This window comes from Leptospira fletcheri (genome assembly GCF_004769195.1).
GTDB classification, from domain to species: domain Bacteria; phylum Spirochaetota; class Leptospiria; order Leptospirales; family Leptospiraceae; genus Leptospira_B; species Leptospira_B fletcheri.
In genome coordinates, this window is the sequence record NZ_RQET01000004.1 from 875,574 (window position 1) to 896,939 (window position 21,366).

Annotated in this window: 25 protein-coding genes; 10 read left to right on the forward strand and 15 right to left on the reverse strand. The window is 49.6% G+C overall.

Annotated features, from left to right (window positions below):
* Genes ftsZ through EHO60_RS07410 form a run of 3 tightly spaced genes read right to left on the reverse strand, consistent with a single transcriptional unit; the run spans position 1 to position 3,227 of the window.
* Positions 1-1,206 (reverse strand): cell division protein FtsZ, encoded by a 1,206-nt coding sequence (gene ftsZ / locus EHO60_RS07400; protein ID WP_135767491.1) that lies wholly within the window; start codon positions 1,204-1,206, stop codon positions 1-3.
* Positions 1,207-1,252: 46 nt separating this feature from the next.
* On the reverse strand, positions 1,253-2,479 hold the full coding sequence (ftsA, locus tag EHO60_RS07405) for a cell division protein FtsA (RefSeq protein WP_135767492.1): 1,227 nt from the start codon (positions 2,477-2,479) through the stop codon (positions 1,253-1,255).
* Between the two features lie 4 nt (positions 2,480-2,483).
* The gene (locus EHO60_RS07410) at positions 2,484-3,227 is read right to left on the reverse strand and encodes a cell division protein FtsQ/DivIB (protein ID WP_135767493.1); all 744 of its coding nucleotides are present in this window, start codon (positions 3,225-3,227) and stop codon (positions 2,484-2,486) included.
* 147 nt (positions 3,228-3,374) lie between these two features.
* On the opposite strand from EHO60_RS07410, the gene EHO60_RS07415 reads away from it, so the two are divergent.
* Genes EHO60_RS07415 through kdsB form a run of 7 tightly spaced genes read left to right on the forward strand, consistent with a single transcriptional unit; the run spans position 3,375 to position 8,490 of the window.
* Positions 3,375-4,178: an MlaD family protein gene (locus EHO60_RS07415; RefSeq protein ID WP_135767494.1), complete on the forward strand. Its 804-nt coding sequence runs from the start codon at positions 3,375-3,377 to the stop codon at positions 4,176-4,178.
* 46 nt (positions 4,179-4,224) lie between these two features.
* Positions 4,225-5,328, forward strand: coding sequence for a glycosyltransferase (locus EHO60_RS07420; protein WP_135767495.1), 1,104 nt, complete (start codon positions 4,225-4,227; stop codon positions 5,326-5,328).
* Complete coding sequence (locus EHO60_RS07425; RefSeq protein WP_135767496.1) at positions 5,325-5,549, forward strand: flagellar FlbD family protein; 225 nt, start codon at positions 5,325-5,327, stop codon at positions 5,547-5,549. Before EHO60_RS07420 ends, EHO60_RS07425 begins: the two co-directional genes overlap by 4 nt.
* 6 nt (positions 5,550-5,555) lie before the next feature.
* On the forward strand, positions 5,556-6,338 hold the full coding sequence (locus EHO60_RS07430) for a motility protein A (RefSeq protein WP_135767497.1): 783 nt from the start codon (positions 5,556-5,558) through the stop codon (positions 6,336-6,338).
* A gap of 36 nt (positions 6,339-6,374) precedes the next feature.
* Positions 6,375-7,202: a flagellar motor protein MotB gene (gene motB / locus EHO60_RS07435; RefSeq protein ID WP_135767498.1), complete on the forward strand. Its 828-nt coding sequence runs from the start codon at positions 6,375-6,377 to the stop codon at positions 7,200-7,202.
* 23 nt (positions 7,203-7,225) lie between these two features.
* Entirely contained in the window at positions 7,226-7,750 is a 525-nt protein-coding gene (locus EHO60_RS07440; RefSeq protein WP_135767499.1) for a flagellar basal body-associated FliL family protein, read from the forward strand.
* Positions 7,750-8,490 (forward strand): 3-deoxy-manno-octulosonate cytidylyltransferase, encoded by a 741-nt coding sequence (gene kdsB, locus EHO60_RS07445; RefSeq protein ID WP_135767500.1) that lies wholly within the window; start codon positions 7,750-7,752, stop codon positions 8,488-8,490. Before EHO60_RS07440 ends, kdsB begins: the two co-directional genes overlap by 1 nt.
* 62 nt (positions 8,491-8,552) lie before the next feature.
* Here kdsB and EHO60_RS07450 read toward each other — a convergent pair whose 3' ends face one another.
* The 5 genes from EHO60_RS07450 to EHO60_RS07470 form a co-directional block, all read right to left on the reverse strand.
* A complete protein-coding gene (locus EHO60_RS07450) occupies positions 8,553-8,891 on the reverse strand; it encodes an STAS domain-containing protein (RefSeq protein WP_135767501.1) in 339 nt (112 codons plus the stop codon).
* A 95-nt stretch (positions 8,892-8,986) separates the two neighbouring features.
* Entirely contained in the window at positions 8,987-9,196 is a 210-nt protein-coding gene (locus tag EHO60_RS17245; protein WP_135767502.1) for a hypothetical protein, read from the reverse strand.
* A 90-nt stretch (positions 9,197-9,286) separates the two neighbouring features.
* Complete coding sequence (locus EHO60_RS07460; RefSeq protein WP_135767503.1) at positions 9,287-9,703, reverse strand: c-type cytochrome; 417 nt, start codon at positions 9,701-9,703, stop codon at positions 9,287-9,289.
* A 14-nt stretch (positions 9,704-9,717) separates the two neighbouring features.
* The gene (locus tag EHO60_RS07465) at positions 9,718-10,131 is read right to left on the reverse strand and encodes a Zn-ribbon domain-containing OB-fold protein (protein ID WP_135767504.1); all 414 of its coding nucleotides are present in this window, start codon (positions 10,129-10,131) and stop codon (positions 9,718-9,720) included.
* Positions 10,132-10,147: 16 nt separating this feature from the next.
* Positions 10,148-10,915 (reverse strand): glucose 1-dehydrogenase, encoded by a 768-nt coding sequence (locus tag EHO60_RS07470; RefSeq protein ID WP_135767505.1) that lies wholly within the window; start codon positions 10,913-10,915, stop codon positions 10,148-10,150.
* Between the two features lie 247 nt (positions 10,916-11,162).
* On the opposite strand from EHO60_RS07470, the gene EHO60_RS07475 reads away from it, so the two are divergent.
* Both EHO60_RS07475 and EHO60_RS07480 read left to right on the forward strand, forming a co-directional pair.
* On the forward strand, positions 11,163-11,861 hold the full coding sequence (locus tag EHO60_RS07475) for an alpha/beta hydrolase (RefSeq protein ID WP_135767506.1): 699 nt from the start codon (positions 11,163-11,165) through the stop codon (positions 11,859-11,861).
* Positions 11,861-12,529 (forward strand): hypothetical protein, encoded by a 669-nt coding sequence (locus tag EHO60_RS07480; RefSeq protein ID WP_135767507.1) that lies wholly within the window; start codon positions 11,861-11,863, stop codon positions 12,527-12,529. The genes EHO60_RS07475 and EHO60_RS07480 overlap by 1 nt, the downstream gene beginning before the upstream one ends.
* 44 nt (positions 12,530-12,573) lie before the next feature.
* Here EHO60_RS07480 and EHO60_RS07485 read toward each other — a convergent pair whose 3' ends face one another.
* The 5 genes from EHO60_RS07485 to EHO60_RS07505 all read right to left on the reverse strand — a co-directional run bounded on the left by EHO60_RS07485 (position 12,574) and on the right by EHO60_RS07505 (position 18,307).
* Entirely contained in the window at positions 12,574-13,299 is a 726-nt protein-coding gene (locus tag EHO60_RS07485) for a phosphate signaling complex PhoU family protein (RefSeq protein WP_135767508.1), read from the reverse strand.
* A 170-nt stretch (positions 13,300-13,469) separates the two neighbouring features.
* On the reverse strand, positions 13,470-13,886 hold the full coding sequence (locus EHO60_RS07490; RefSeq protein ID WP_135767509.1) for an MAPEG family protein: 417 nt from the start codon (positions 13,884-13,886) through the stop codon (positions 13,470-13,472).
* Positions 13,887-13,995: 109 nt separating this feature from the next.
* Positions 13,996-15,228 carry an imelysin family protein gene (locus EHO60_RS07495; RefSeq protein ID WP_135767510.1) on the reverse strand — a complete coding sequence of 411 codons (1,233 nt, stop codon included), beginning with the start codon at positions 15,226-15,228 and terminating at the stop codon, positions 13,996-13,998.
* A gap of 13 nt (positions 15,229-15,241) precedes the next feature.
* A complete protein-coding gene (locus EHO60_RS07500; protein WP_135767511.1) occupies positions 15,242-16,837 on the reverse strand; it encodes a di-heme oxidoreductase family protein in 1,596 nt (531 codons plus the stop codon).
* Positions 16,838-16,888: 51 nt separating this feature from the next.
* On the reverse strand, positions 16,889-18,307 hold the full coding sequence (locus EHO60_RS07505; RefSeq protein ID WP_135767512.1) for an imelysin family protein: 1,419 nt from the start codon (positions 18,305-18,307) through the stop codon (positions 16,889-16,891).
* Positions 18,308-18,666: 359 nt separating this feature from the next.
* On the opposite strand from EHO60_RS07505, the gene EHO60_RS07510 reads away from it, so the two are divergent.
* Positions 18,667-19,323, forward strand: a complete 657-nt coding sequence (locus EHO60_RS07510; protein ID WP_135767993.1) for a hypothetical protein — start codon at positions 18,667-18,669, stop codon at positions 19,321-19,323.
* 17 nt (positions 19,324-19,340) lie between these two features.
* Here EHO60_RS07510 and EHO60_RS07515 read toward each other — a convergent pair whose 3' ends face one another.
* Both EHO60_RS07515 and EHO60_RS07520 read right to left on the reverse strand, forming a co-directional pair.
* Positions 19,341-20,606 (reverse strand): TCR/Tet family MFS transporter, encoded by a 1,266-nt coding sequence (locus tag EHO60_RS07515; protein ID WP_135767513.1) that lies wholly within the window; start codon positions 20,604-20,606, stop codon positions 19,341-19,343.
* Positions 20,603-21,328, reverse strand: coding sequence for an MIP/aquaporin family protein (locus EHO60_RS07520; protein ID WP_135767514.1), 726 nt, complete (start codon positions 21,326-21,328; stop codon positions 20,603-20,605). Before EHO60_RS07520 ends, EHO60_RS07515 begins: the two co-directional genes overlap by 4 nt.
* Positions 21,329-21,366 lie beyond the last annotated feature (38 nt).

Sequence of the window (21,366 nt, forward strand, 5' to 3'; positions counted from 1 at the left end):
TTATTGTTTGTTTCTGTCGCTTCTTCTTAAGAATGCCGGAATATCGTAATCTTCTCGTGGAGAAGATTGACCGGACCGGGCTTTTAAGGAGCGGTAGGTTTCCGGATCCATGACGACTCGCTCAGGCTCCGACCGCAGGGAAGGACGAGGTTCTTCCGGAGAGGGCTGCTCCATTCCCACCGCTTTGCGAAGGGGCGAGCTGGTCGGTTGCCGCATCGAGGTGCCTAAGCTATGATTCGCGGGACGTTTGTTGAAACCGGTGGCGATCACGGTCACTCGGATTCGATTTTCTAATTCCGAATCCTCCGTCAGTCCGACTATGATATTCGCGTTCGGATCGACTTGGGAAGTGATGATCTGAGATACTTCGTTCCAGTCTGAGATCGTAAGGTCCGATCCCCCTGTCACGTTGATCAATAAGGAGGTCGCTCCCGCGATGGAACGCGAATCCAACAAAGTGTTATCGATCGCGTAATTGACCGCTTCGGAAACTTTGTTTTCTCCGCTCCCTTCTCCGACTCCCATGATCGCATCGCCGGTGTCCTTCATGATGACTTTCACATCGGCAAAGTCCACATTGATGATTCCAGGATTGTTTACGATATCGCTGATTCCTCGGACGGCGTTCAGAAGTATGTCGTCGATCACTCGGAAGGCTTGGTCGATGGGGGTCGCGCGATCCACCACTTGGAAAATCGATTCGTTATTTACGAGGATAAGAGTATCCACATAGCTACGAAGGTGGTCGATTCCGTTTTTAGCGAACTCCATTCGTCGTCTTCCTTCGAAGGAAAACGGAATCGTCACGACTCCTACCACGAGGCATTTCATCTCTTTCGCGATTTTTGCGACGATCGGAGCAGCTCCCGTGCCGGTTCCTCCTCCCATACCCGCGGTCACGAAGACCATATCGGCTCCTTGGATTGCGGCTTGGATCTTTTCCTTGTCCTCTTCCGCCGCCTTAGCCCCCAATTCCGGATCCCCTCCCGCTCCCATTCCGCGGGTCACTCTGGCTCCTAAGGCGATCTTATTCTCCAATTCGGAACGCCTTAATACCTGCTCGTCCGTGTTCATAATGACGTATTCTACCCCGCGTAGGCTGGAGTGGAGCATCCTAGAGACTGCGTTCATGCCGCCTCCGCCTATACCCAGCACTTTGATGATCGCAGGGCTTGTCTTTTCTGCTTCTTCTTCGAAACGCAACATATCACACCTTCCTCGGGACCGAACGGAGCTCGGCAAGAACGCTAAGTTATAAATTCTCTTCGATCCATCTCCGGATCTTTTTTCCCCAGGATTCCGCTCTGTCCTGGGATTTCTGTTCCATCTCGCCTAGACGGGACGCGTATTTGATCAGACCTATCGCCGTGGAAAATTCCGGGGAAGAAACTCTTTCGGCAATTCCGGTCAGTCCTGCCGGGCGAGCCCGCGTAACGGTTAGGTGAAAAACGTCTTCGGCCAAGAACTCTATCCCTTCTAAAAGACTTCCGCCTCCCGTGAGAATGACCCCTCCCGCGAGGAAGGATTTTTTGCCGGACTTGACCAGCTCAGCATCCACCATCTCGAAGATTTCGCGCATTCTAGGTTCGATGATGTTCACCAATTCTTCTCGTAGCACGGATCGGGCGGGTCTACCGCTGATCGGAGGAATTTCCACGGTTTCCGTCGGATCCATTTCCTGAAGAGCGCAATGACCATAACGTTTTTTTAATATTTCTGCGGTTTCGAGCGTGGTTTTCAGGCCTATGGAAAGGTCCGAAGTCACGTTGGACCCGCCGAAAGGAATAATGGCCGAATAAGCGATTCCCCCGTCCATATAAACGATCAGATCGCAGATCCCGGCGCCTATATCCAGCACCGCCGTGCCCAAATCCTTTTCTCCCGAGGTTAACACCGCTTCGGAAGAGGCCAGGCTGGACAATACCCGGGCTTCTTCGACCAAGCCGGCGGCTTCCACACATTTATCCAGGTTATGAAGCGCGGTGATTCCCGCGGTCACGATATGGACTTCGGCTTCGAGGCGGACTCCGGTCATTCCGATCGGATCTTTAATGGAAGTCTGATCATCCACCGAGAATTCTTTGGAGAGTACGTGTATGATTTCCTGGTCCGCAGGAACCCGGATCGCCTGCGCTGCTTCTATGACCCGCACCACATCCGGCTCCGCCACCGCTCGATCTCGATTCGTAATCGCCACCACTCCCTTGGAATTGTCCGCCCTCAGGGATTTTCCGGTCACGTTTACGACTATAGCAGAGATTTCCTGTCCGCACATCAATTCGGCTTCGCTGACCGCTTCCACAATGGAACGGGTGGTCGCTTCTATATTCACGATCGATCCGTTTTTGATTCCGGAGGAAGGGAAGGCGCCGGTACCTACGATTTCGGTTTCGTATTCCGATACAGGTCGGCCTACTACCACTTTCGTGAGGGAAGTTCCGAGATCCAGGGCGACGATTGTTCTTTCTGAGCCTTCCATTCGCTTAATGATAGACCGCGTCCTCTCCGCGGATGTCCACTAGTTTGGGTCTGATCTTTTCCTTCTCGAGATACGCGAGAGCCGCATACAATTTACGGACCTGTTCGATTTGGAATAAGGTGCCTACCTGTACTCGGACGGGTATGGGGGAATCCGTATAAACGAAAATTTCTCCGTCTTCATGTAGGGATATCTCGGATACTCGAGTCCGTAGAGCCGGGTAAGCACGGAACGCATTTTCGACGGAGGTATACAAATCCCGAAACGCGGCCCCGCTCATGGACCCCGCTTCTCTAGGAAACGTACCAGAGAGGATCGTTAGGCCGGGAGTTCTGACGTCGTCCTTGGAAAGCACTTTCAACTCGGAATCGATTTCGAATAGGTGACCGTCAGAGTTGACGAGATAAGCCGGTTTTCTTTCCGTAATTTCCACCAGCAATTGGTCTTCGGACTTTTTTTGGAGCCTGGCTTTTTTGATTCTAGGATGAGACGTTAAGCGTGTTTCCATCAGACCCAAGTCGTAATTTTCGAAAGAAGTTCCAGGTTGGATTCCCATGATTTGAACGATTTCTTCCGTTTTTAGCGTTTCGTGTCCGGTTAGAATCAGTTTGTTCAGCTCTTGGGGGAGGGAACCCTTCCGCCAGCCCCACCCTAAAAACGCGGCAAGAAAGCCAAGGAAAGCCAGGAGCCACCAACTTATTCTTTTCTGGAGGGATTCTTTCAGAAAGTCAATTAGATTATGTCTCATAGTGCTTTCTTCGAACCTTTTTCTTTCCTCTAGATCGTATATCGGGAAGAAAGATCAGATTCCTGCCGATTTTCACCGATTCGAAGCGGGTTTTAGTTGTGCGATTCGAAAGACCGATAGAGTCTAGAGAGGAAAAATCCCGAATCGATGAAATTTCCCACACCTTCTCCCGTTCATTTGGGCCTCGCCTTTTTTCTCTCTTTTTTCCTGCTTCTGTACCAATCCGTTTTAGAGCGCGCGGGAACGAAAGACTTGTACCCTTATACCCTTAAGATTTATTATCCGAAATCCCAAGGAATCCGGCCGGGGACTTCCGTCAGCGTCTTGGGAGTGGAGAAGGGACTGGTCCGGGACGTTGATGTAGTGCCGATCGAAGACGTACCGGACAGACGTTTCCTGGATCCTCTACGAAAGAAGGCGGTCGAGATCACGATTCGTTTAGCGGATCCGATTACTCTGTACGCGAATTACAATATCAGCTTTCGCACGAAAACCGTTCTCTCCGGAAGGACCATCGATATAGATCCGGGAAGCGCGGAGTTGGATTCGAAAATGGGCTTTTTTAAACCGACCTACAAGGAAGGGGAAGAACGGGCTCCCGATTTTGCTCCTTCCGCAAAATATTACGACGATTTCTTTGCGGCCTCCACGGGAATCATAAGGGAGAACGAAAAGGACATTCACCTCACTTTCAAAAACCTTTTCGAAGTCTCGGAAAAACTCAAAGGCAATCGGGGGAGTATTCCTAGAATTTTGAATGAGGACGACATTCACGATAATATCGCCGAAACCATGTTGGACATGCGTTTGTTCGGAGACGATGCCAGAAGGTATACGGAAGGTTACCGCAAATTGGAACGTTCCGCTCCGGTTCCTTTTTCGATCAACCTCTACCGGAGGACCACCTTGATCGGAAGCATCTCCGACAATCTCTATTTCAACCGTCTCTGATCCGAAAAAGCCGGGTAGGACGGCATTTCCTGCCGATGGAAAATCTATGAAAGTCGCAATAATCCACGATTGGCTCAACGGAATGCGGGGCGGAGAAGTGGTCTTGGATTCCCTTCTGAAAATCTATCCGGAAGCCGATCTGTTTACTCTATTTTACGAACCTGGAAAGTTAAACGAAAGGATAGAGAACAGAAGGATCATCACTGCGTTTACGGACAGGCTTCCTTTTAAATCCAAATACAGATGGTATCTTCCTTTATTTCCGACAGCCATAGAATCTTTGGATCTACGAGGTTACGATCTCGTACTTTCCTCCTCTCATTGCGTGGCCAAAGGAGTGATTTGCGATCCGGATGCGATTCATATAAGTTACGTGCATTCTCCTATGCGCTACGTTTGGGATCTGTATTACGATTATTTTCCCGCGAGAAAAGGGCTTAAGTTTTTTCTCTTTCAGGCTGTTTCCAATTATTTAAGGACTTGGGATGCCGTCTCTGCCGCAAGGGTGGATCGTTTTCTGGCAAACTCCGCTTTTGTCGCGCGACGGATCCTGAAATTTTATAGAAGAGAAGCGAAGGTGGTCCCGCCGCCTTGTCTGCCGAAGGGCTTTAAAGTGAAACAGACGCAAAAGGAGGATTTTGATCTGATCGTATCCGCCTTTGCGCCTTACAAAAGGATCGACTTGGCCATCGAGGCCTATCGTAAAAACGGTAGGACCTTAAAGATCCTCGGAAGCGGGCAGGAATACAAAAATCTGGCCAAAATCCTGCCTCCAAACGTGGAAATTCTTCCCCATCGCCCTAGAAAGGAAGTTTTGGAATATATGGCCAAAGCTAGGGTCTTCGTGTTTCCAGGCATGGAAGATTTCGGAATCGCTCCCGTCGAAGCCCAAGGGAACTGCACTCCAGTTGTTGCCTTCGGCAAAGGAGGAGCATTAGAAACCGTGGTTCCGGAAAAAACGGGGGTGTTTTTCCGAGAACAAACGGTAGAATCTTTGAATTCGGCTCTTTTGACGGCGATATCCTCGGCATGGAAGCCGCGGGATTTTCAAACCTCCGTGGACCGTTTTACGGAGGAAAAATTCATTATCCAAATCTCCAGGATGGTCGATTCTATGAACAAGAACTCCCGTGCGAGGAAGGGAAATTGATAACCCTGCACCGTTTAAAAGGGACGGAATTCGTCCTGAACGCGTCTCATATCGAATGTATCGAAGCCAATCCAGATACTACGATCACGCTTTTCAACGATAGGAAATACGTGGTTCAGGAGAGCGTTCCGCAGGTGATCGAAAAGATCATCGAGTTCAAAAAGAGGATATTAGTCTTTCCGGTAGGCTCTTCTCCCGACCAATTTAAGAAGGTAGATTAAGCGATCATGGATATAGCATCGATCATAGGCCTCGGTTCCGCATTAGTCGTTGTCGCCTTCGGAATTCTTTCCGCCGGGTTGAACCCGATAGATATTGTGGACATACCTTCCGTTTTGATCACGTTCGGGGGTGCGACAGCCTGTACGATTATGGCTGTTCCCTGGCAATCGACCTTAGATGTGGGAAAAATCACCCGTAAGGCGTTTCGCGAGGAAAAAAGCGACCTAGTAGAATTGATCAAAACGCTCGTATCCTTTTCCGAAAAGGCGAGACGAGAAGGTCTCCTCGCTTTGGAAGACGATGTGAACGAACTTCCGGAGGAGTTTCTTAGGAAAGGAATCACTCTGGTGGTAGACGGGACAGACCCGGAACTCGTCCGAAATATTATGGAAACCGAAATGGGAAACATCGCCTCCCGTCACTCGCAAGGAAAGGCCTGGTGGGAAAACTGGGGCGCATTGGCTCCGGCTTTCGGGATGATCGGAACCTTGATCGGATTGGTGCAGATGCTTAAGAACCTCGGATCCGGAGATCCGAGCGCGATCGGAACGGGGATGGCGGCTGCCTTGATCACCACTCTTTACGGATCGATGGGAGCCAACATGTTCGCGATTCCCATCATGAAAAAATTGATCCGTAAATCGGAAGACGAATTGTTAATTAAACAAATCATGATAGAAGGAACTCTTTCCATTCAGTCGGGAGACAACCCCAGGATCGTAAAGGACAAACTGGCGAGCTTCCTGCCTCCGTCGGAAAGGGGAGTGTTGAAAGACGAAGGGGATTGATCCTCGCGGTAAACCCCTTCTCAGGTTGGAAATTCTATGGCGCAGCAAAAATGTCCGGAATGCATTCAGAATATCCCCGAATACATGCTTACCTACGGGGACATGGTGACTCTGCTATTATGCTTTTTCATCATGTTGTATAAGACCGGTAAGACGAACGCGATCGAAATGCAGATCATACTTTCCGCGTTCAAAACGACGACGGGTTTTTTTGACGGAGGCCAGACCCTTTCCAAGGGCAAGTTGGAAGAGATGGGAATGAATATAGAAAGCCTCCCTTCCATGACTACGGGAAAAGCGCTTTCCAAGTCCAAGAAGACCGCGACCGAATTGTTTAAACCGGAAATCGAAGCCGGAAAAGTACGTGTGACGGAAGACGAGAGAGGACTGGTGATCAGTTTAGTGGGGGCGGATTATTTCGGTCCAGGTTCCGCGATCCTAAACGAACCGATCAAATCCACGTTAAAAAAGGCCAGCGGTCTGATCAAGGACCTGGAACGCTTTGTGAGAGTGGAAGGACATTGCGACGCGGATGCCGTCGTCCCTGGTGCGAATCCGAACCGTGAGGAAAGGGCCTACCTGAACAATTGGGATCTGGCGGGAGCCAGGGCCATCAATTCCACGGACTATATGGTCGGAGTCGGCAGATTGGATCCGAGTTGGTTGCAGGCTGTCAGTTTCGGATCCTATCGTCCTTTGGCCTTGGAATACGAAGGAACTCCGGAGGCGAAAGCCTTTAATCGAAGGATAGACATCGTAATTTTAACGGAAAAATCCACGAAGCGTGGACCGCACGAATCTAATTACGGATTGCCGAAGAGTCGGGTACCGGGCTCCGAAACTTCCACAGAAAGCGGATTTTAAAAGAGAAAAAGGAGAGGTGACCCATGGGTGATCCCGAAATAGACGAAGAAGAAGGCGGCGTCCCCGCCGCGGACGCCGGAGCCGGCTCTTCTCCGCTTATAAAATGGCTGATCTACATCGCCGGAGCTGTGTTCGGTATTATCATTGTCGTACTCGTATCCATGTTCGTGGCAAAACAGGCCGCTACTAGTACGTTCCGCGAAATGAAGAACGTCTCGTTGGTCAAACCTCCTCCTCCTCTGGTAACGTTTGCCTTTCAGGAGGAATTCCGGATCAACACCGCCGATAAGGGAGAAACCCACTTCGTAAAAATGAAACTGTCGTTCGGCGTCGCAAAGGATGATACGAAGATCACGAACGAATTGGCGGAACGGATCGCTCAGATGCGGGATTTGGTCAATCTTATCGTAGGAAGGAAGACCAAAGACGATCTGATAGATGTGGAGGACCAGCTTGATTTGCGGGAAGAAATCAAGGCGCAGATCAACCACATACTCTCGGAGGGTAAGATCCAGGAAGTATATTTCACGGAATTTATCGTCAACTGATGTCTTCCCCCAAGGTTTTAGGAGTCATACCTGCAAGGTTCGGGAGTTCCAGGTTTCCCGGAAAACCTTTGGCTCTCATCGGAGATATTCCGATGATCCTTTGGACATATAAGAATTCCTTAAAGTCGTCTCTTATAGACGAGCTCGTCGTCGCCACCGACGACGAGCGGATCCTCATGACCGTTTTGGATAACGGAGGAAACGCGGTCATGACCGCGACCGACCATCCTTCCGGTACGGATCGAATCCGGGAAGTGGCGGGAAGATTCCCGGATTTCGGAGTCGTCGTCAATATCCAGGGAGACGAGCCGGGAATCGAATCGGGTCTGATCGACGGAGTCGCGAAGCTCAAAATAGAGCGGAAAAATTGGGAAATGACGACTGCCGCGGTCCCTTTGGAGGAGTCCGAGATCGGAGATCCGAACCGAGTAAAAGTCGTAATGGATCGATCCGGTCGCGCGCTTTATTTTTCCCGCTCCAGGATTCCCAGCCAATTTAAGAAGACGGTTCCCGCATATCGCCATCTGGGGATTTATGCATATGATCGGGATTTTTTAACGGGATATCCTGATCTGCCCGCGAGTCCTTTGGAGGAATCCGAATCTCTGGAACAGTTGAGGGCTATGGAAGCGGGTCATTCCATCGGAGTCTATGTCGCAAAGCAAGCTGCGTTAAGCGTGGACACTCCTAAGGACCTTGAATCGGTGATCGCCGATTTTCGGGCCAAGGGATGGATTTAGAATTTAAGAAAAAATGAATGCCTTGTTCGACGGAAGATTTTCCGCCGGATTTATCGCGAACGTTATCCTAAGGCTTCCTGCAAAGTGTTATGGATCAGTACGAAATCGGTTAATCCGACGATATCCATGACTTTACGAAAATGATCGTTTAACCCCGCGAATTCGATCTTAGCTGAGGATTCCGAGGCTTTTGTGATCAAGCTGATCAGAGTCGCCAAACCGGCGGAATTGATATAAGAAGTGCCGTGGAAATTTAGGATCACTCTATTTCTGCGTATTTCGGGAATTGAATGATATTTAGCGAGAATATCTTCATCCGCTTCGGAAGTGATTTCACCGGAGATATGCAAAACCGGTACGGACGGCTCTAAGTCCACGGTTATTTTGAATTCGTCAGACATACGCCTTATTTATCACAAAGACCTTCTCCACAAGCGACAGTCAACCCCGTTTCATCGGCTTTTGGAAGTTCGGGCTGCCATTTTGCCGCCCAGAATCAGGTATAGTGTTCTAACTCCTGAGGAGAGAGTTGATCGAAAATTTCGCCGCATTTGGTGCATTGAAAGCGGACCTCTTTCGGTTTAGAGGAAATCCCGAAAAGGATGAGGAACCAGGCCGAATTCGAATAAGTTTTGATCACTTTCGTCAGGGAGGAATTTCTGTCCGTTCCGCAAGACTGGCAGCGGGGAGTTTGCAATCCGTTCACCGTTCCAGAATCGATCAGGGGGGGAAAAGTTCCAGAAGAAAAGCCCTCCGGAGAAAAGAAAAGGGCGGGATTGCCCCGCCCGTCTCCCGATCAGTTTTGAGAGAGGTAGATTACGTATTTTGCGACTAATTTGAGTTTTTCGTCGCCGAGATATTTGAACGCAACCATAGTACCGCCGGGGATTCCGTTATTTAACGTTTTTAGAATGCCTGCTTCGGTAGAACCGTTTTTCCACTCTTTGCTTGGAGCTTTATAATTGCGAGGTTTCGGATTCAGGTTTGCCGCAGCAAGGCCGTCTCCAGCTCCCTTTTCTCCATGACAGGATGCGCAATTCGCGACAAAGATTTCCTTTCCTTGTTCCAATTCCGGGGTTAAAGCCGGAGCAGCGCTTGCGGTAGTCGGAGCGGCTGCTTCTTTTTTGGATTCATTCTTATCACCACAGTTCAAAACCAAAGCCAAGGCAAAGATGGAGGCCGAGGCGGAAATTACTAGAGCCCTTTTTTTCATGGATCTCTCCTTTTTCAGGATTCCATCTTTCCTCGTTCTGATTCGGAAGCAAAGGAATTTTTTGTCACAGAAACGTCCGGCTTAAAGATGGGCCCTGTTTTTTCCTCTAACCTGTCGAATTGCACGGGTAAATCGATACGTACGGATTCTGTTATCGGTCTGCCTTCGAATTCCCCCTCTAGGATCCCTAAAGCTTTGGCTCCTTCCTGTAGATCTACGACCACAAGAACGTAAGGCGCTTTGGATGCAAGATGACCGAAGCCGACTTGCACCACCGTGTAGGTATCAATTTTCCCTTTTCCGCTAAAAATCGATTCTTTCCAGGTGTCGGATCCGCAAAGGATACAAGTTGAGACGGATTCTGCGGTTTCAAATCCGCAGGATCCGCATTTTTTCCCTGTAAGAACGTTCGACTTTGAGGTTTTCATCGACTGCCGATTCGGATTACATTCCTATTCCGGCACCGCCGTCTACGCGTAGATACGTTCCCGTAATGTAGGAAGCTTTGTCGGATAAAAAGAATTCGACGGCGTTTGCGATTTCTTGTTGGGTTCCGGGTCTTTTCAAAGGAATGAACATGGGATCCGTTAATTTTTTTTGCACGTCTTCCGGTAAGGAAGCGGTCATATCCGTCTGAACATAACCCGGACATACTGCGTTGACTAGGACTCCGCGACCCGAGAATTCTCTCGCAGCCACTTTGGTCAGAGCGATGACTGCCGCTTTGGAAGCGGAGTAATTTGCCTGTCCCGGTTGTCCGGTCAATCCCGAGAGGGAAGATATGTTTACGATTCTTCCGGAAGAGGATTTTAAGAGAAGTTTGGAGGCGGACTTAGTCATGAGAAATACTCCTTTCGCATTCACGTCCATGACAAAGTCGAATTCCTGTTCGCTCATCCGGATAAAGAGATTGTCTTTGAGTACGCCCGCATTATTCACGAGAAAGTCTAACTTGCCGAATTTATCCTTCACGCCAGAAATCACTGCGTCGCAATCCTCCGGCTTGGTCACGTTTGCGGAAAGGCCCAGAGCTTGGACTCCGAATTCCTTCGAGATCTCGGCGGCCGCCTGTACGATATGTTCCTGATTTAAATCCACTACGACGATATCGCCGCCTTCTTTCGCGATCGTATTTGCGATCGCCCGTCCTAATCCTCTCGGGGAAGCGGCTCCGGTTACTAATGCGACTTTGCCTTGGAATTGTTTTGACATCGGAATCCTCTTGATAACTTAGAATTATTTCCGCCTTCGGAAACGTTTCATTTAGATTGTTTTTACGAAAGTAGAACGATTGTTCTGGTTTAACTTCGCTTAAACCTATTCTCTCGACAAGGAAAATTCAATCGCATATTCCGAGGAGAAAACGGTGTTCGGTCGTATTGAACATTCGTTCTTCTTTCCTGTCGATCTTACTATATTATACTATTGCTAATTTATCGCCCTCTTCTAAAAAGGAATCATGTCTGATCAGATTCCTCTGGTCCAAATCGGGCCTGTCCAAGTTGCCTGGATAAAAGGCGATCCGGAAGCTCCGTACGTGATCCTATTCCACGGATACGGTGCCAACGCTTACGATCTTCTCCCCCTCTATTCTTATTTGGATGTTCCCAAGGGAACGAATTTCCTTTTTCCGAACGGCATTCTGGAGATACCGATTATGCCCGGTTATTATGGTAGAGCCTGGTTTCCGATCGACATGGAAGCGTTACAGAGGGCGATGGTGGCCGGAGGAACCAGGGATCTTTCCGATCGTTCTCCGGACGGTTTGACGGAAGCGCGCTCAAAGGCTGAGGAAATGATAGAACGATTGGGAGTTCCTATGGACCGCATCGTTTTGGGAGGCTTCAGCCAAGGAGCCATGCTCGCTACCGAACTTTTCCTTTGTTCCGAAAAGAAACCGAAAGGGTTGCTAATCCTGTCCGGGACCTTATTAGATAGGGACAGGTGGTCCGGTTTGGCCGCGACGACTCCCGGATTTTCCTTTTTCCAAAGCCATGGAAGAAACGATCCGGTTCTAGGTTATCCCGCCGCAAAGAGATTGGAAACTTTGTTAAAAGAAGCGGGTTGGAAAGGGGATTTACTGGCGTTTCCTGGTGGACACGAAATCCCGGAAGTGGTACTCCTCGGTATGAACCGCTACCTGAAAGAACTCTTCTAATGACGTACCTGATCGAAAAATACATCGCGTTAAAGAGCAAATATCGTAATTACGATACGAAGGAAGCCTTGAAGAGAATGCAGGCGTTCCGAATCGCGTTGAAGGAATTGGAAGACAAGGGATTTCGTACAGGGGTGGAGATTTTGGGTTCCATCAATTTCGGAATCGTGGAACCTTCCTCGGATATAGATTGTATCCTTCTGCATTACTGCGATCTGCACAAGGATGAATGTCCGGAGTATTGTCCGAATTTTCTGTACGAATCCGAGGAGATCAAAACCAGTCTTAGAAAACGTCTGAAAGACGAGCATTTAAAGGTGGAATTCCTGGATTGCATCAATCTTAGGATGGTGGAGAAGGCCTTGGAATCGGGACACTTAAAGGAGCACGAGGTCTTACGCAGGCTCCTGTTTTACAGGACGATTGGTCGCCCCGTGAACCGCCCCTTGTTCATTCCTTATTGCGAAAAATTGGAGGAAAACGAGGAATACATCAAGGAAATTCTGGAATGGGGATCCGAAGCCTTGCGTTCCTACCTCGGGACTTCCAGACATAGATTTTCGTTTAACAAATATAACGAAAGGATAGAAAGTTCCGGATTGCAGTTGCCCCACGGATTAAAAGAGGAACTTGCGAGTTATCTGGAGCAAGGGGAAACGATTCCCTAAATTCAAAAACCGTATCACTCGCGTTCAAAACTAGGAAAACTTTCTCAATGGGAAGAGGTTTTGGCGTTTTCCGTGATTTGGACCGGATCGGCCAGGTGCCGTATATCCATACCGGTGTTTAGGCGAACTAGCTCTTCTGCGATATTGACCGCGTAATCTCCCGTCCGTTCTATCCCCAAAATGATCCTGTACAAATCCGCGAATTGGTTTTTGTCCAGACGGGAATCCATTACGAATTTTAAAAAGGCGCCGTTGCAGAGATTGTTCAATTCCTCTTCCACCGTATGCACGGAACCGTAAAAGCGATTCTTTTCCTCTACTAGGGATTCCACAGCCATTCCTACTAAGGTTACAACCCGGGACATCATTTTGTCCAGGATTTCCTCCTGGCGGAAAAAGCCCTTGGGCAAGAGCCCTCTCCGATAGCAGGTGGCGCAATTTACGATCTGGTCTCCCATCCGTTCCAGGTTTCGGTTGATCCGGATCGCCGAAAGAGCGAATCGTAATGGATCTTTTTTTAGAACGACTTCAATGTCCACCTGGTCCATTCCTAGGAGGTTCCGATTCGCGATCGCTTCTAAAATCGCATTCTGTGAAAGATTATCGTTCTGTTTTTCCAGGTTATCGATCAGATCGTCCCGCTCGATGATCTGTTTGGCCAAGTCCGGATTTTCCTTTTCGATCGCGTCATCGAAGATCAGAATCTGCTCCAAGCAAAGCTCCGCCATCGCATAGAGATTCCTTCTGAGATAATCGAACTTGGAAGCCATAGGAAAAATGTTTATCAGAATATTCGCATAAATCGGAGGACGGTCAAGTGGATTTTTTCAATCGCACCGGACACCTTTCTCAGGTGTCCTTTTTCGTCATGGAACGGAAACAATGCCACAATGGGTCGCCGACCGTACCGGAATCCTACAAATATATCATTTTTTTAATATTAAGGAAGGCTTTTCAGCAAAAGAAGGAGCATGGATCCGAAAGAGACATACTGGAGGAAAAAACCCGTAAATCGTACGTTTACCGGCCAAACTCCTCCTCCGCTGAGATGGGCGCAAGTCTGAAGGATCCTAGCTGCAAAAACGATCCAGGCAAGCAGGTCGAATATCGCTTGGTCCGGATCCAAAATCGCTCCGGCAAAAACCAGAACGGCAAAGACGGGAAGATTTTCCAGACAATTCAAATGTGCCCGGTTTAGTCTCCAATAAAAGTCGCTACCGTGCTGTATCCAGGCCGGGAATTCGTTCGACTTCTTTTTTCCTGCCAAGACCTGGGAGACTCGGAAGAGAATGACCCCGAGTCCAAGCAAAAGAGTCCAACCGGTGAAAGATAAAAGAGCGTGTAAAGAATCGTACATGGTCCGATACTGAATCTCTACTTGTCGGAGCTGGCAAGAAGAATTTCAAATGTCGGCACTCCAGAGCATCCAAACACTTTTACGATCGTATCTTTGTCGGATTCGATTTTTAGTCCCCGTCTGCGTTGGAAGGCAATGCCGGAACCCCTAAAATGGGCAGCAAGTCCGCTGTGAACAACGCTTTTAGATTTTTCAGTTTCGTCCAAAGAGGACTCACTTGGCTGGAAATCTTCGAGCTTCCCGCGGAAATGTCCGCGTAGAGATCCGAATTTCCGGCGACCTTGGTCTGCAAAGTGCTCTTCAGATCCGAAATCGAACTCTTGATGTTCGTGTCAAGAGTCGGGTTTAGAGCCGATACGATGGAAGAAAGCGTCTTTGCCTGAGAATCCCCGGAATTTCCGGAGTAGGCAAGGTCCATTCCGGAGAGATTGTCCAGCAGGTCTTGGTATGCGTTTCTGGAAAAGATGGCCTCCGTTTGATAGGAACGAGCCACTCCAGCGGAACTTACGCTCAGTCCGGCGGGAGTCGCGGTTTTTTGGTCTCGCATTACCTCTGTTAGGTTGGCCATCTTTGTCAAATACGTATTAAAAGAGTCGCGTTGGGAAAGGAAATAACCGGTTCCGGCGACGTAATTCCCGAGAAAATTCCCTCCAGATGACTGCCACTGGGAGTTTAACGCTGTCGCGTCGTCGGAAATGACCAAGGCCAATGCTTGCAGATAATCTAATCTTCTTTGGTATCCAGAATTGGAACTGTTCGCCGCTATGATATTCGCGTTGCTTGAAACGATTGCGTCGTTTCCGTCGGAACTGAAAATCAACATTTCCAAGGCTTCGAACCCCCGACGAATCGAACTGTAATTCAATACGTTCGCCTCATTGATGGTCGGAAAACTCGTCGTATTGGAGAGGACCGCTGAGATATTACTCCATTTCGGTCTCTGGACCTTTTCGAATCCGTCCAGGTTCGTGTAATAGTAGCCTGGCGGGTTTTCTGCGGGACCAAAATAAAAGACTTCCGCTTTCTTTAAGGAGGTCCTGGCGGTTTTCCAGGCCTGCTGTAGAGTTACGAGTTTGGTGGTATTCGTCGGATCCGCGTAATACGCTTGTGCGGCTATCTTTAAGGCAGAGGTTGTGGTCTGCAGATTTTGGAATGCCGGGAGGACGAGGCTATTTCCGGAATAAGTCAAAAATTCCGTGTAAGAAGGCTGAAGAGCCAACAAAGCCGCAATCGTGGAAGAGTCGGATCCGGAATGAGGAGTGCAGGCGATATCCAAGGTCATGCTTCCCAATACCAGGACCGAGCCGAACGTCTTTCGTGAAATCAATTCAAAAATTTTCATATTCTTACCGCCGTTAAAGGGAATTCAGGAATTTAATGAGGTTACTTCTATCGGAAGCCGAGAGGAGTTGGAATTTGTTTCTGGCACCCGCTCCCTCTCCCGCGTGCCAGAGGATCGCTTCTTCCAATCCGTTTGCTCGCCCGTCGTGCAGGAACCGTTGGTGACCGTTGGTAACCGAGACGAGTCCGATTCCCCAAAGAGGAGGAGTCCTCCATTCGCTGCCGGTCGCGTCAAAGTCGGATCTTCCGTCGGCCAACCCCGATCCCATATCGTGTAAAAGTAGGTCCGTATAAGGCTTGATGAACTGGGAGGAATTTTCCGGAAAATCGGAGACGGTTCCCGTGAGCACCAAAGGTTTGTGACAGGAAGCACAACCTACCGATACGAACGTCGCTTTTCCGAGGACCACCTGTGGATCGGTCACGGATCTTCTTCCCGGGATTCCCAATACTCGGTTCCAGAAAATGACTCCGCTCGTGACTCCGGTTCCGATTTCCGGGTCCCCGGTTCCGTTGGCCGAGTCTAGGCAGATTGTCTGAACGGCAGGACAATTGTCCGTAGGATTCAAAGGGCTTGTGATTCCGATATCTCCCAGGAAGGCATCCTGGTTTTGCTGAGCAATGCTAGGCTCGTTGGCCTTCCAGCCGAATCTCCCCAACAGTTTTTGGCCGCTGGCGGTATCCCAAACATAATTCGGTTTTCCTGATATACCGTCTCCGTCCAAATCGTTCGGATCCGCCCAAGAAAGGACGGTGCTTTCCGGAATCGCCTCCAGTAATCCCAAGCCTGCAATCGGAGGAGCGACTCTGGGAGAAAAATGAAATCCTCCGGAGGCGGAAGTCGGATCGTTGAAATTCCAACCCGAAAAGCTGTACGTAGGTTGGGAGAGATAAACGACGGTTCCGTCCGGATAAGTGGTTCCGGAACATGTGGAACAGACCGGGGCAGCTATCGAAGAATAGCTCACGGAAGCGTGTCCTTCTACCGGGGTCGCCGCAACCGTATGAGAACTAGGATGAAGGTTCGTGAAACTTGCGATTCCTTGGTGATTGAGTTGCAGCCCGTAGTTGTCGGTCGGAATCGGTCCTCCGGTAACGGAGTTCGCTCCGTCTTTCGAGAGTCGGACCAGCAGAGCGACTGCCCCGTCCAAGGAGCCACCGTAGACTGCGGGCGTGGCACCGTTGTTAGGTGGCGCTCCTCTTCCGGATCTTTGGTGACAAGCTTGACAGGAGCTGGCGTTGAAAGTGGGTCCTTTTCCGCTTAATGCGCTATTTCCCTCTTGGGTCCAGTTCGTATTGAAGAAAGTGTTTCCGACGTTGAATTGTGTGGATCCTCCATCACGCAGGTTCGCGACGGGGAACGTAAATGCATTGCTTGTGGTGTCGAAAACGGTGGTCCAGCCTCCGGAGTATGCTTCTCCCGGATCCTGGTTGATCATGGCAAGAAGAAGAACTAATTCGTTTCCGTCGGACTTTTTGCTGCGGTTGCAATTCGAAAGTAGGAATCCGAATAGGACGATACAGCTAACAAGAATGAGCCGATTTTTTCGACGGTTCGGTCGATTTTCTTTTTTCTTTTGGAAGAGGAGGGGAATTCGATTACAGTTCATATTTTTTCATCTTCCGACCGAACGCATGGGTCCGGCCGGGTTGTTTTCCTATCAGTTATTGCTAAAGTCGGTGATCGTAATCCCGAGAGAGGAAGCCGCCGCCACGATACTTTTCTTGAGTCGGTCTCCGACTAGGACTTGCACGTTTTGGAGGGTCGGGTAGTCCGCACTTTGCGAGCCGGGAAATCCGTTGAATCCGTCCATAATGATCTGATCGTAGCGCCCCGTGATGGATCCGCTCGGGCAAGAAGAGACGAAGTTCGGGTCGGCGGATTGTTCCCCATTGTTAATGCAGAACGCATCCCTCGCTTGCGTGATCTGGGATTGGGTGGCTCCCTGATTTAAAGTGCCTAAAAGAGCGGATAGTCCCGGACCTGTGCTGGTGGGCGAATTCTTTATCAAAGTATAGCTTCCCGTCCAGAGGTTGAGGACTCCTTGGGCATCGTAATAAAAGTCCGCCTTGGTGGTGTCGCTGAAGCAGGAATGTTCGTGTTCTTGGTCGTGGGAATAGATCCCTTGGAGTCTATCGCCTCCCCATTCTCCTGCGATGAATTTTCCCAAACCTCTGAATACTTTGCTAAGCGAAGCGCTGGAATCCGCGGTAAAAGTCTGTCTGTATGCTCCAGGAGAGGCGGCCGTTCCCCAGGAATCACGTACTAGTTTTATATGACCGACTAACGCGTCGGTCACGGTTTTCATAAAAGCCGCTCGGTTTGTCCCGGTCCCCCCGTTCGTTCCGCCTTGTCCGTTGCTATTACAGGTAGTGGGGGAAGCGGTAAAGCAAGTGGAATCCGCCAGACCTGCCACCTGATTGTACATTTGGGGGCTTCCGGAATTGTCCTGTCCCCATAGAAGATATTCTATCGCGTGCCAACCGGTTAAGACGATCGTCGTGCTGTCCGTGTTTCCGGAAGAAGCTAGGGTTAAGCTTCCGTTCTTGGCGAGGATGGCGGCGAAGCTCGTGGAGTCGTTTCCGTTTTGGATATAATTGTCTAGAGCGATTTCGTCTAATGGCCAAGAGTTGAGCAGGGTTTGGCAATCGTATGTGGTATCTCCCGCATAATTCGTTCCTGCTCCGCAGCCCTGCCATCCGATTGTGCTAAGACTAGCCTGATCGATCGGTCCCCCGGAAAAACGAAACGCCTCGGTGACTAGATACGAAGCTCGAGCAACGATCCACGCGTTTTTGGCTGCACTTAGGTTTGTGGCGTTCGGCGTCGCTTTTAGGGTATTTACCGCCGTTTGGAGTGCGATTGCATCTTGGTAGCTTTTATTATAGGATTCGTAGGCCAGGTCCGCGTATCGAACTACGACCTGGTCTCGGGAAGCAGAGGGGATGCTTCCTAGAAGCATGGCTGTGGACATGTTCGAGTCGTTTTTCTTTTCATGCGTACAGGAGAGAAAAATACCGCCTAACAAAACGGAAATACGGATCGCTCGGATCCAAGCCTGTATATTTGCATTACGCATCTTTTAGCTCCTAAATTGCCCGATCGATTTGCGGGAAAAATCCCCGACAGGGGGGCCTGTCGGGTCCAGAGAGATGAACTGTGGGGATGACTCCCTCCGACTTCCTTCGCAGGAAACCGGCTTGATAATGCAGATGAGAATCATTCTCATATAAAGCAAGCACTTTTTTCCCTCTCTTTCTCAAAATCACCGGGCGATTTTTATTTTTGATATTGAGGATGATTCTCAGTTATTTTGTCCTGTTTTCCTGTCAACATTCTTCTTCCAAAATTTTTAACGAAAGTTCGATTCCGGAATCGGCGGGCGGGACTTGGAATTCCGGCTCGACGGGCGGACGGAAATACATAGTTTTGCGTATTATGGAAATTCCTCCTTATTCCTCGGGTGCTTGGCAGGCTGCGGTGGCCGGTTATGCCGGAGAAATCCGGCGCATCGGTCATGAAAAATCCCCTTTTTGGCTTTTGGTGCGAACCTTCGCATCTGCGGCTTGCGAGGCCGATGATCCTGAATCGTTTTATGATGTATTGGATACGGGATTTGCTAGGGAACTGACCGAGCAGGACGAAGTACGTTTTGACGAGGTTTTATCGAACTATCTGGACCAAGCAACCGCCATCTTGGTCGCAATCTCGGAAGCTTACAATGAAGAGGATGAGGAGAGAGCCGAGGCGGTTACCGACGAGGCCATATCCGGCATCTTGGCCGGGTTAAAGGATGCCGGCATTCATACGATGGCGGATTCGGATCTGATCGAAGTCGCGGTCAACATCCTGAATACCCGTCTAGCGTTATACGAAGTACCGGTCGATAAAAATTTCAATCTTGAAAGTCTGAACGGGATTTCCGACGAAGAGGAGAGGAATATCCTAGAGCCTTTCGTTTCTTTTATATTAGAAGATTATAAAACGATTGAGGACCAGGAGGAAAGGTTCGCTCTTCTGATGCAGATTTTATTCGACACTCTTTGGGCACTATTCTATCTGGGTTTGGAAGAGGACGAAGAGGAATCGGAATAGAATCCGTTTTCGGTGTTCTAACTCTCTGCCGGATTTCCGCCTGAGATCTCTTCTTTCGTAGCCGTCCGTTTCGTTTCCTCTCGGAAACAAACGATGCAGATGATCCCGCTGAAAAGTGCGAGAAGAGAACTCGTGATAAAGGGAGCGCCCGGAAAATACGGGGATGCTCCCGGTCTTGTGAAGTAGGAGAATAGGTTCGTCATCAATACAGGGCCGATGATGGACGTTATGCCCATGATACTTCCCATCAGTCCTTGCAATTCTCCCTGTTCGTTTGCGGGAACGTGATTGGAGACGTATCCTTGTATGGCAGGGGTCGCCAAGAAAGCTATGGAAAACGGAACGAGCAAAACGTACATCATCCAGCCTTCCGAAGCGAGCGCGAACAGGATGCTAACCACGATCACCGCGGAAATTCCCAGATACGTCGTGTTTTTTTGACCGAACTTGGGTATGACGATTCTGAGTAGGAATCCCTGAACGAAAGCGATGGTGATCCCTACTACGCCCAGGGAGTATCCCACTTGTTCCGCATCCCATGCGAATTTTTGCATCGTATAGTACGTCCAAGTCGATTCGCAGGAATGGTTTGCGATAAATAGAAGGGATACCGCAAGAAGAAGTCCTGCATTGGCTCCGGGAAGTCGATTCAGTTGTACTAGCGAGCCCACCGGATTCGCCCGTTTCCATTCGAATTTTCTACGGTTCGATTCGACCAAGGATTCCGGAAGTACCAAATAACCGTAGATCCAGTTGGTAAAGGAAAGTCCTGCGGCGACCATAAAGGGAGCTCTCGGTCCGAATTGGCTGAAGATCCCTCCGATTACTGGGCCGACGATGAAGCCGACTCCGAATGCTGCTCCTATTAGTCCGAAATTTTGGGATCTTTTTTCCGGAGGACTGATGTCCGCGATGTATGCTCCGGCGGCGCTGTAGCTCGCGCCGGTCAGGCCGGAAACGATTCTTCCTAAAAATAACCACCAGATATCCGGGGCAAATGCAAGAAAAACGTAATCTACTCCTAACCCGAATAAGGATGAGAGCAGAACCGGTCTACGTCCGAAACGGTCGCTCAATCCGCCCAGAATCGGAGCGAAAATGAATTGGGTGAATGCGTAGGCGAAAGTCAACCAGCCTCCGTACACGGAAGCTTCGCTGAGGTCTCCGCCTATCAGTTGTTCGATGAGTTGCGGAATGACGGGTACTATGATCCCGAAACCGGTAAAATCGATCAAGAGAGTGATCAATACGAATCTTAGGGCGTTCTTAGGAGCTACTGTCATTGGGATACATATGTCCTTAAAAGCATTCCGGCAAGGGCAGCCCCGCAAAGCGGAGCTAAGATCGGAATCCAAGCGTATTCCCAGCGTGAGGATCCTTTTCCGGGAATCGGTAAGAGGAAATGCGCTAGCCTCGGTCCAAAATCGCGCGCGGGATTGATGGCGTATCCCGTGGTTCCTCCCATGGAAAGTCCTATGCTCCAAACCAACAAGCCGACCAAAAATGCGCCGAGATGGGAAGTCAGGCCCTTGATTTGCGGAGAAAAGATCGCATACACTCCTAAGATTAAAACGAAGGTTCCAAGGAATTCGCTGAAGAAATTGGAGAACTTATGCCGGATCGCGGGCTCCGTGGAAAAAATCGCCAAAATTCTCAGAGGATCCTTCGTCTCTTTCCAATGCGGAAGGTAGTGTAAGGTTACGAAGACGGAGCCGAAAAAAGCTCCAAGTATCTGGGCAGTCGTGTAGGAAACGAGTTTGGAAAAATCGCCGGATTGGATCGCAAATGCGAGCGTAACCGCCGGGTTTAAATGTGCGTCGGGACTGCCGAAGGCATTCGCCGTCAGGATTCCGATCAAAACGGCAAATGCCCAGCCCGCGGTGATTACGATCCATCCGCTGTCTTTCGCTTTGGAATGCTCCAAAAGAGTTCCGGCGACGACTCCGTTGCCTAATAGGATCAAAACAAACGTTCCTAAAAATTCGCCCAGAAAAGGGGAAGACATACGTTCCTCCGAGAGGACACAAAGATCTTCCACCGGAG

Bases quoted from the DNA above. Each gene is read 5' to 3' on its own strand.
- ftsZ (WP_135767491.1), bottom strand. From the start codon at position 1,206: ATGTTGCGTTTCGAAGAAGAAGCAGAAAAGACAAGCCCTGCGATCATC.
- ftsA (WP_135767492.1), bottom strand. From the start codon at position 2,479: ATGGAAGGCTCAGAAAGAACAATCGTCGCCCTGGATCTCGGAACTTCC.
- EHO60_RS07410 (WP_135767493.1), bottom strand. From the start codon at position 3,227: ATGAGACATAATCTAATTGACTTTCTGAAAGAATCCCTCCAGAAAAGA.
- EHO60_RS07415 (WP_135767494.1), top strand. From the start codon at position 3,375: ATGAAATTTCCCACACCTTCTCCCGTTCATTTGGGCCTCGCCTTTTTT.
- EHO60_RS07420 (WP_135767495.1), top strand. From the start codon at position 4,225: ATGAAAGTCGCAATAATCCACGATTGGCTCAACGGAATGCGGGGCGGA.
- EHO60_RS07430 (WP_135767497.1), top strand. From the start codon at position 5,556: ATGGATATAGCATCGATCATAGGCCTCGGTTCCGCATTAGTCGTTGTC.
- motB (WP_135767498.1), top strand. From the start codon at position 6,375: ATGGCGCAGCAAAAATGTCCGGAATGCATTCAGAATATCCCCGAATAC.
- EHO60_RS07440 (WP_135767499.1), top strand. From the start codon at position 7,226: ATGGGTGATCCCGAAATAGACGAAGAAGAAGGCGGCGTCCCCGCCGCG.
- kdsB (WP_135767500.1), top strand. From the start codon at position 7,750: ATGTCTTCCCCCAAGGTTTTAGGAGTCATACCTGCAAGGTTCGGGAGT.
- EHO60_RS07450 (WP_135767501.1), bottom strand. From the start codon at position 8,891: ATGTCTGACGAATTCAAAATAACCGTGGACTTAGAGCCGTCCGTACCG.
- EHO60_RS07460 (WP_135767503.1), bottom strand. From the start codon at position 9,703: ATGAAAAAAAGGGCTCTAGTAATTTCCGCCTCGGCCTCCATCTTTGCC.
- EHO60_RS07465 (WP_135767504.1), bottom strand. From the start codon at position 10,131: ATGAAAACCTCAAAGTCGAACGTTCTTACAGGGAAAAAATGCGGATCC.
- EHO60_RS07470 (WP_135767505.1), bottom strand. From the start codon at position 10,915: ATGTCAAAACAATTCCAAGGCAAAGTCGCATTAGTAACCGGAGCCGCT.
- EHO60_RS07475 (WP_135767506.1), top strand. From the start codon at position 11,163: ATGTCTGATCAGATTCCTCTGGTCCAAATCGGGCCTGTCCAAGTTGCC.
- EHO60_RS07480 (WP_135767507.1), top strand. From the start codon at position 11,861: ATGACGTACCTGATCGAAAAATACATCGCGTTAAAGAGCAAATATCGT.
- EHO60_RS07485 (WP_135767508.1), bottom strand. From the start codon at position 13,299: ATGGCTTCCAAGTTCGATTATCTCAGAAGGAATCTCTATGCGATGGCG.
- EHO60_RS07490 (WP_135767509.1), bottom strand. From the start codon at position 13,886: ATGTACGATTCTTTACACGCTCTTTTATCTTTCACCGGTTGGACTCTT.
- EHO60_RS07495 (WP_135767510.1), bottom strand. From the start codon at position 15,228: ATGAAAATTTTTGAATTGATTTCACGAAAGACGTTCGGCTCGGTCCTG.
- EHO60_RS07500 (WP_135767511.1), bottom strand. From the start codon at position 16,837: ATGAACTGTAATCGAATTCCCCTCCTCTTCCAAAAGAAAAAAGAAAAT.
- EHO60_RS07505 (WP_135767512.1), bottom strand. From the start codon at position 18,307: ATGCGTAATGCAAATATACAGGCTTGGATCCGAGCGATCCGTATTTCC.
- EHO60_RS07510 (WP_135767993.1), top strand. From the start codon at position 18,667: ATGGAAATTCCTCCTTATTCCTCGGGTGCTTGGCAGGCTGCGGTGGCC.
- EHO60_RS07515 (WP_135767513.1), bottom strand. From the start codon at position 20,606: ATGACAGTAGCTCCTAAGAACGCCCTAAGATTCGTATTGATCACTCTC.
- EHO60_RS07520 (WP_135767514.1), bottom strand. From the start codon at position 21,328: ATGTCTTCCCCTTTTCTGGGCGAATTTTTAGGAACGTTTGTTTTGATC.